The organism is Rheinheimera sp. (assembly GCF_036782235.1).
In the GTDB taxonomy this organism is placed as follows: Bacteria; Pseudomonadota; Gammaproteobacteria; order Enterobacterales; family Alteromonadaceae; genus Pararheinheimera.
Genome location: NZ_DAIPZL010000004.1, coordinates 273,237 through 281,301, shown reverse-complemented (window position 1 = coordinate 281,301; position 8,065 = coordinate 273,237). Strand labels below are relative to the sequence as shown.

Below are 8,065 nucleotides of genomic sequence, written 5' to 3'. Positions count from 1 at the left end.
GGGCGAGCGACATGGATGTGGCGAGTGCAAAACGCTCCTGGCGTTTTTGTGTTTTTACATCCCTGTAAAAATCTCTGCGGGACCAGCTAAAGCTGTCCACAAAATGGCAGGAGAGTCATTTTGCACAGCAAAGCTGCGGGGGCGAGCGACATGGATGTGGCGAGTGCAAAACGCTCCTGGCGTTTTTGTGTTTTCACATCCCTGTGAAAAATCCCTTTGGGACCAGCTGAAGCTGTCCAAAAACGCTCCTGGCGTTTTTGTGTTTTTGCAGTGGTATCATTCGCTGAAAAGATTGGGAGTTTTGCATTGCAACAAGCAGGTTTGGGAGATGCCGCAGCACAATTTTGTGTTTATGTCGCCAATAGCCCGCCAATGCCTGAGTATCAGCAGCTGAGCTCGGTGCAGGCGTTGCAGCCTGGTGATATTGATTTGATTTACCGCCATTGTGGTAACGGCTGGCGTAAAATTTTTAATGTATACGCCAAGCTGTTGTTTGCCCTTGATAAAAGCTTATTTCCTTATGCCGCAACAGCACAAAGCTGGCAACAGTTCAGAGACACAGCCTTGTTACAGCAGCACAGCAATACAGCGCTGTTGTTTAGCCCGCCACAGCTGTTGCCTGATACACCACAACAAATCCACCTGATTGCCGGTCGCACCCATGCCAAACAGCTGCTGGGCGCTGGCCTTGGCGCAGAGCTGCACTGGCTGAACGACGAATTTGCCATTGATCTTAAACAGCGGGTGTTAGTCACGCCTTTTTTTGATTATCGCCAGCTCAATAATGCCAAAATTATTGAAAGTGCCCGCTTACTGGCGTTATTGCGCCAGCAAAACCCGCTGTAAAACGTCAGCTGGCGCTTTTGGGACTGGCTTTTTTCCCTACACTGCTGTTGCTACAGCGCCGGCGTAAAACCGGGCTTTTGTGCTGAATCAAGACAACAAAATACAAAACAGGTTATGGTGACTTCTGCAACTGATGCTGTTGCAGCAATAAATGCAGTTTGGGGTCAGGGATTTTGTCAGGGAGAATAACGCCTGTGTCGGAACTGTTAGGGTTGGCGGCCGCTTTTCCGCTACTGAGTATTTTTGTGCTGCTGGTGGTGCTGCGTACTACTGTGGTCAAAGCCATGGCGCTGGCTTTGGCCGGTACGCTGCTCTTGGCGGCGCTGGTGTGGCAACTGTCCTGGCTGCAGCTGGCGGCCGCTGCGCTGGATGGTGTGCTGATAGCTTTGTCTATTTTATCGATCATCTTTGGTGCCATGTTATTGCTGTTCTGGCAACAACAAAGCGGTAACTTAAGCTTGCTGGTGCAGGCACTACAGCGGTTAAGTCCGGATCCGCGTTTGCAGTTATTGTGGTTAAGCTGGTTTGCCGTGGCCTTTTTAGAAGGCATTTCAGGTTTTGGCACCCCGGCCGCCATTATTGCGCCCATTTTATTGTCGCTTGGTTTTGCGCCACTGGCGGCGGCAGCCTTGCCGCTGATCGCCGACTCTTCCGCCGTTTCTTTTGGCGCTGTTGGCACCCCTGTACTGATTGGTATCAGTCAGGGTGCACCACAATTAACTACAGCAGAAGTGCAGCAGGTTTATTTGCTGGCCAGCCAGATTGACATTCTGGCGGCGCCGCTGCTGCCGGTCATGCTGGTGTTTTTATATTGCCGTTTTTTCAGCCCGGTCAAAAGTGTGCGGGTGTTTTTGCCGGTGTTGCCACTTTGTCTTGTTGCAGGTATGAGTTACAGCTTGCTGGCTTATCTGACCGCCTATTGGCTGGGGCCGGAGTTTCCTTCGATGCTGGCGGCGGCCGGTGGTTTTGCGCTCAGTTATGGCTGCAGCAGACTGAGCTGGCTGCAGGTTGCGCCTATGCCCCAGCCTGTGCCGTTGTGCACTGCCGGCAATCAGCCTGACAGCGGCGGTTGGCCCCTGTGGCGCGCGCTGTTGCCTTATTTACTGTTGGTGCTGTTATTGTTGCTGAGCCGCTTGCCGCAGTTGCCATTTAAAAGCTGGTTGCAGCAACAACAAATCAGTTTTAGTCAGATTTTCGGCACAGATATCAGTGCCAGCCTGGCGCCCCTTTATTTGCCCGGCAGCTTTTTTGTGCTGACTTTATTGCTGCTGGTACCCTGGTATCCCAAAGGCCTGCAGTTGTTGCAACAGAGCAGCTATCTGGCATTTGGCCGGTTAAAAAGCAGTGTGTTCACGCTGATGCTGGCGGTGCCGCTGGTGCGGATTTTTGTGTTAAGCCATAACCCAGAGGCTGATCTGGTGTCGATGCCGGCTTATCTGGCCAATGCAGCGGCTGCCACGCTGGGCGACGCCTGGTTTGGGTTGGCCAGCTGGCTCGGTGCTTTGGGCTCTTTTGTCGCCGGCTCTGCCACATTTTCCAATCTGATGTTTGCCCAGGTGCAGCTGCAAATTGCCGCCGATACCGGCTTGCCTGCTGTTGGCCTGCTGGCGCTGCAAATGCTGGGTGCCAATGCCGGTAATATGATTTGTGTGCTGAATATTGTCGCCGTGGTCAGTGTGATCCAGCGGCAGGGCATTGAAGCTCAGGTGATGCGCCTGACCTTAGTGCCGATGGCGCTGTATCTGTGCTGGGCCACGCTGCTGGCCTGGTGGTTATTAGGATAAAAAAGCCAGGAAATTGGTATTACCTGGCCGTTCAGTAGGTTAAGTGACAGCCAGCGGAGCTGGCTTTGTGGTTAATTCAGCAAAAAGGCAAAAATACCCTGGCGCCACAGCACCCAGCTGGCGACCACAACCACCACCAGAATCAGCCATAAACCGGCTTTGCTTTTTTTCTCGTAGGGGTCAATCAACGAGCGGCTGGAGCCGGCCGGAATGCTTGCCAGCGCCGTTAAGCGGGTGCCAAATTTAATGCTGAGTTTGGCATTGGTATTCACCGCCCAGCCATTGGCGTCTAGCAGCGGCGCTAAGTTGCGGGCGCGTAATTTAAACCAGGCCAATAACATCGACGGGCCTGAAATAAACAATACAATGCCCAGAATGGCCAGCGGCATTTGCCACCACAATAAACCCAGGAAACCGGTAACCACAGCAGCCAGCGCCGTGCCGATGGCGCCAATGGCTAAACCAATAGCGGCAAAAATACCGGCAAATTTGGCCACGTCAAAAGGCGCTGGCGGTTTGGCTGGCGCCGGCGCTTCGGCCACCTTGGCGGCATCACCCACCCCTGCGGCACTTTTGGCTTCAATTTCTTTGTCTTTGGCGGCGGCAAATTTTTGAATTTGATCAGAAATCATCCGGCCAATGCGCTGGTAAGGGGTAAAAAAGGCTTCGCGGATACTGATAGGATTGCTGACAATCTGGGTCACAGTGGCATCCCAGTCCAGGCCTTTGCTGTCGTAAAACACGCCGTTACGGCCGACCATTAAATTGCCGGCATCACCTGCTGTCATAGCGGCAACTACAGAACGTTTTTCGCCGGTGGCGCTGCGCACACAGTCGATATACAACAGATAAATGCCGCTTAACGCCGCCAGTTTGGCGTGTTTGCCGGCGTCATTGACATTCAGGCATAAATCGCAGCTGCGGCCATCAATATATAACCGGCCATTCTGGAAAATAGCCGGTTGTTCCAGGCTGTAAAAATTCTCGAAATTAACAAAATTCCGCAATAAATCGCGCAAATAACGCTGATAACGCACGAGTTTGTCCACATCAAGCACAGACTCAGCTTCAGCCTGCTGGGCTAAATCTGCGTCCATCAGCCTATAAGCGGCATCCAGGGTGGCTTGCTGCAGGCAGGCGGTCAGCAATTCAGCGTCCAGTGTGGCGGCATGGCCGGTAGGTTGTTGGGTTTTCCACTCTGCGTAAGCAGCCAGGGCTGTGGTTAACTGTTGCCACTGCGCCAGTTGGATCTGTTCCGTATTGCCCCAGACCGGCACTGCCAAAGCAGCAACTGCGGCTAAATCTGCAGCCCAGTGTGGGTGAATGCCGTGATTGAGGGTTAACACGCCGGCCGCGCTCACTTGCGCCAGCGGTAAATAACTGGTGTCTGAACTGGCTTGTGACAATAACTGCCGGGACAGCGCCGCATAATCTTCCGGCGCGCCGTTGAGCGCAGTGGCGGCTCTTTCGTCATAAGCGGCCAGCTGACAGCGGGTAAAATAGTCGGTGACTTTGGCGTCCAGTTTTTGCACCAGCTGATACAAAGCTTCAGTATTGTCGCCAAACACTGTGCTGATGCTGCTGCCTTGTTGTTGCCACTGGGTATATAACTGGCCTTCGCTGACAAATTGTTCCAGTTGTTCCCTGTGAATGCCGGGGGCGCCACTGCGATCTGTGCTGCTGATCCCCAGACCAAGCAGAGTGTTGACCAGTTGTTTTACTTTGTCGTCTGCGGCCAGCTCTTCGGTAATAATGCCGTCGCCGTTCAGCTGGTTGGCCGGAAATACCAGCGCCATATCGGCAGTGTCGGCCACACTGAGGCTTGCTGCATCAGCTTTGCCCAGGTTTTGCAAAATACGTTTGGCCGAAGCCAATAATTTTTGCCCTGCTTCGTTATGGCTGTTGATAGCGGCAAGAGGCAGTTCTTCACCTGACAACAGCACTTCCGGTTGTTGTAATACCGACAAAGCCCAGCTGACTGCCGCTTTAATTTCATCAATCCGCACCCGGCCATCCTGGTCGTTGTCCAGATAACTCATAGTGCGACTGTCAAACTCCAGCCCCTGCACCGGACAACTCAATGCAGCCCAGAGTTTTGGGTCCAGTTGATCCAGCTGTTGCCAGTCAGAAATTTTATCCAGTTTGACCTGATCAAAACCGCCGGAACGAAAAAACCGCCATTGATGTGCCATGTAATTTTCCTTTTAAACGATGCGGGAACAAAGCTGCGGTGACAGCTGTGTGGGCTAAATTAATATTTCACGCTTTTGCCTGCTCATCAAGTAAGCCCATGGCTTTGTTGCTGTTATTCAGGTTAGTGGCTGTACAAATCTGGCTAAATGGTTATGGTATGGGAACAGGTTTGGCGTGGTGCCCCTGGTAATAAATCAGGATAAAAGGAAGTGTGATGAAAAGCGTATTTTTCTTTGATGCAATGTTAACCCCAAAAATTATTACTTTTGTGTATTGGTTAATGTTACTTGGTTGTGTTCTCTCAGGTTTAGGTGCCATGTTCTCCAGTTATGGCGGTGGCTTTTTTACCGGCCTTGGTATTCTGGTGGGCGGCGCTATTGCCTCCCGCATTTGGTGTGAGCTGTTAATAGTGCTGTTTAAAATTCACGAAAATCTGCAAAAGCTGGCCAATAAATCTGACGAATAATAGTTCAGTTGGTACAGGCAAAGTTGGTTGTCTTGTGACAGGCAACCAACTGCTTCGTCCTTTATGAATGAGTTATTTTTGCACCGACAACAGATATTCAGCCACTGCCAGCCGGGTATCGGCATCCAGGTAATCCTGTTTTGGCATCAGTGGATAATCTTCGCGTTTTTTCACCGGGTTGGCGATGTAATCAGCCAGCGCTTGTGGGTCGTCCATATATAAAGACTGAATCACCTGCACGGGTGGGCCAATCAGCCGGCCTGTGTAAGCATGGCAACCGGTGCAAATCCCTAAATAGGCATATTTGCCTTTATCAGCCGCTGCCACTGAACGGGGCGCTGCCGGAGTGTCCAGCAAATAACTCACCACTGAGTCTGTGTTGCTGAAGCTACAGACCGGCCAACTGCTGACGCCGACTGTGACATATTGCTGGGCGTTATTAATACAGCTATTGTTGCTGTTGCCCACCCGCACTATGTCCGGATTGCCTTGTTTGAGCTCAGTGGTCATCAGCACTTTGGCTTCAGGAATGGTATCAAAGCCGTTGTTATACATCAGATTATTCAGCACCATCACTTCATCAGGTGTGGGGTCGGACTCAGGATCCAAAGTGGTATTGGGTGCATTCTGATGGTCAGTGATAATAATGCCGGCGGTTTTGTTATTGAGGATCAGGTTATCTTCAATCACCACTTTATCGGCCGCCATAATCAAAATGCCGGTGCCGGCCGGAATACCTGCCACCATACTGCCAACAGCACCAAAGTTTTTCGTATTGTTGTGGCTTATCCAGTTGTTGCGGATAATTACATCCACAGTGTCTTTAATAGGCAAACCCGGCGTGACAAAAGCCAGAATGCCGCCGGTGTTGTTGTGCACAAAGTTGTTTTCCACCACGGCATGGCGGCTGTTTTCAATTTCAATACCAGCCACACTGTCAAACACTTCATTGTTAGCAACGTGAATATAATCACTCATACCAATATAAATGGCGGCATCTTCAATACCCGACACCACGTTATGTTCCACAATGCCGTTTTCGCCCAGTTGCGGGAAAATGCCGTACACGCCTGTGTCTTCAATAATGTTATTGCGGATCTCAAAGTTGTTGCCGGCCTGGCCCATAATGCCGTTGCCTTTGTATTTGGTGATCAGGAAATTTTCCACCACCACATTATTGCCCGAATACAAAATGGCGTCGTTTAAATGGCCGTCACCAAAAAGTTTCGGTCTTTTGCCTTCCACTATCACACCGCTCAAGCGGATATTGTTTTTGTCGATATAGACGGTTTCGGTATAAGTGCCTGGCCACACCTGAATCACATCACCTGGCTGGGCAGCTTTGACCGCATCCATAATCAGCTGACCGTCTTTGACCTGATGTATGGTGCCTGTGGGCGCCGGGTTAATCACCGACTTTTTGGCATTAATGCTTTTGGCTGCGCTGCCGCTGTTGTAGCTGACTTCAGGCGCGTAGGTGGGCGCTACCGGGGTGTTTTTGCTGAAAAACTGGCCGGCAAAAAAGGCCGCAGGCAGCAATAACACCAATGTAATGGTGGTTTTTTTCATGGTTGTGTCCCTTGTTCGCTGGAGGGTGCAATGGATGTTGTTGTGCTTGAAGCGGCCGCTGCAGTTGTTGTGTTATTTTGCAGTTCAGCCGGCAGTGCTAAGCCGGAAGGCAGCGCTGTTGGCAGCTCAGGCATCAGGCTCTCGTCGGTTAAAGTGTGTAAAAACTTACTGATTTGGCTGATTTCTTCCGGCGTTAATTTGGGCTCCCAGATATGCCAGTGCAGCAGCAATTTTTGTTCAGGCACGGCATGGCCGCGGCCTTTGGTATAAAACTCTGCCGCTTCTTCTAAAGTGGCAAAACGGCCCGAGTGCATATAAGGCGCTGTTTTGGCGATATTACGCAGGCTTGGCACTTTAAAAGCGCCGCGTAATTTCTGTTTGTCGCTGTTATTGCCGGCGCCTTGATCAAAGGGCATGCCGTCCGGCTCAGGTGTGCCTATCACAGCGATCTGCTGATTGGTAAAAAGCGGTGGTGTATGGCATTCGGCGCAGCGCGCCACAAAAGAGCGGAATACGTTTAACCCTTTAATTTCTTCCGCATCCAGCGCCTCATGATAACCATGGGCGTATTGATCGTACCTGCTGTTCAGCGAAATAAGCGAACTCTGAAATGCCGCCAGCGCTGTGGCAACCTGGGATAACTCCAGTTGTGGCGCTTGTGGAAAAGCCTGTTTAAATAACGCCGGATAAATTTTGTTTGCCGATAAGTCAGCCAATAACTGCTCAGCCGTATTGGCCATTTCATGGGCGGCAAAAAGCGGGATCAGTGCTTGTTGTTCCAGTGAATCGGCGCGGGCATCCCAAAACAGTTTTTTTAAAAATGCCACATTCCACAGACTGGGCGCACTGCGGTTCCCCAGATCGCCGTGCGTGCCTGTGCTTAAGGCTTTGCCATCAGTAAAACCTTTATCCGGTTGATGACAGCTGGCGCACGCCTGACGGTGATTGCCGGACAGCAAAGGGTCAAAAAACAAATAACGACCCAAATCAATTTGTTGTGGGCTAAAACCATCCCGCGCTTTGGGTAACGCGGTTTGGGTGCCGCCCACGCCTTTATCGTGCAGTGAATCGTATAGATCATAACGGGTCACCAACAGGCAGCTGTTGTTACTGCTGAGTTCAAAGCTCGGCGGGCAGCTGTTTTTTAGCTGGATGGGGCTAGGCGGTACAGGGTCAGGCTGGACGGCCACCGATAAAGCGAACAACA

Annotated in this window: 6 protein-coding genes; 3 read left to right on the top strand and 3 right to left on the bottom strand. The window is 51.3% G+C overall.

Features of this window, described 5'->3' with window-relative positions; genetic code table 11:
* The first annotated feature begins 306 nt into the window (after positions 1–306).
* On the top strand, positions 307–846 hold the full coding sequence (locus V7P87_RS06990; RefSeq protein WP_333796797.1) for a DUF6942 family protein: 540 nt from the start codon (positions 307–309) through the stop codon (positions 844–846).
* A gap of 194 nt (positions 847–1,040) precedes the next feature.
* Entirely contained in the window at positions 1,041–2,630 is a 1,590-nt protein-coding gene (locus V7P87_RS06985) for an L-lactate permease (protein ID WP_333796796.1), read from the top strand.
* A 71-nt stretch (positions 2,631–2,701) separates the two neighbouring features.
* Here the strand turns inward: V7P87_RS06985 and V7P87_RS06980 are convergent, their stop codons facing one another.
* The gene (locus V7P87_RS06980; protein ID WP_333796795.1) at positions 2,702–4,822 is read right to left on the bottom strand and encodes a hypothetical protein; all 2,121 of its coding nucleotides are present in this window, start codon (positions 4,820–4,822) and stop codon (positions 2,702–2,704) included.
* A 215-nt stretch (positions 4,823–5,037) separates the two neighbouring features.
* On the opposite strand from V7P87_RS06980, the gene V7P87_RS06975 reads away from it, so the two are divergent.
* Positions 5,038–5,289 carry a DUF4282 domain-containing protein gene (locus V7P87_RS06975; RefSeq protein ID WP_333796794.1) on the top strand — a complete coding sequence of 84 codons (252 nt, stop codon included), beginning with the start codon at positions 5,038–5,040 and terminating at the stop codon, positions 5,287–5,289.
* Positions 5,290–5,361: 72 nt separating this feature from the next.
* On the opposite strand, the gene V7P87_RS06970 is transcribed toward V7P87_RS06975, so the two are convergent.
* Together V7P87_RS06970 and V7P87_RS06965 are read right to left on the bottom strand one after the other, a co-directional pair.
* The gene (locus tag V7P87_RS06970) at positions 5,362–6,858 is read right to left on the bottom strand and encodes a parallel beta-helix domain-containing protein (protein WP_333796793.1); all 1,497 of its coding nucleotides are present in this window, start codon (positions 6,856–6,858) and stop codon (positions 5,362–5,364) included.
* Positions 6,855–7,949, bottom strand: coding sequence for a cytochrome-c peroxidase (locus V7P87_RS06965; RefSeq protein WP_333796792.1), 1,095 nt, complete (start codon positions 7,947–7,949; stop codon positions 6,855–6,857). Before V7P87_RS06965 ends, V7P87_RS06970 begins: the two co-directional genes overlap by 4 nt.
* Between the last annotated feature and the right edge of the window lie 116 nt (positions 7,950–8,065).

Excerpts from the sequence above, each read along its gene's own strand:
- V7P87_RS06980 (WP_333796795.1), bottom strand. The coding sequence starts at position 4,822 with ATGGCACATCAATGGCGGTTTTTTCGTTCCGGCGGTTTTGATCAGGTC.
- V7P87_RS06975 (WP_333796794.1), top strand. The coding sequence starts at position 5,038 with ATGAAAAGCGTATTTTTCTTTGATGCAATGTTAACCCCAAAAATTATT.
- V7P87_RS06970 (WP_333796793.1), bottom strand. The coding sequence starts at position 6,858 with ATGAAAAAAACCACCATTACATTGGTGTTATTGCTGCCTGCGGCCTTT.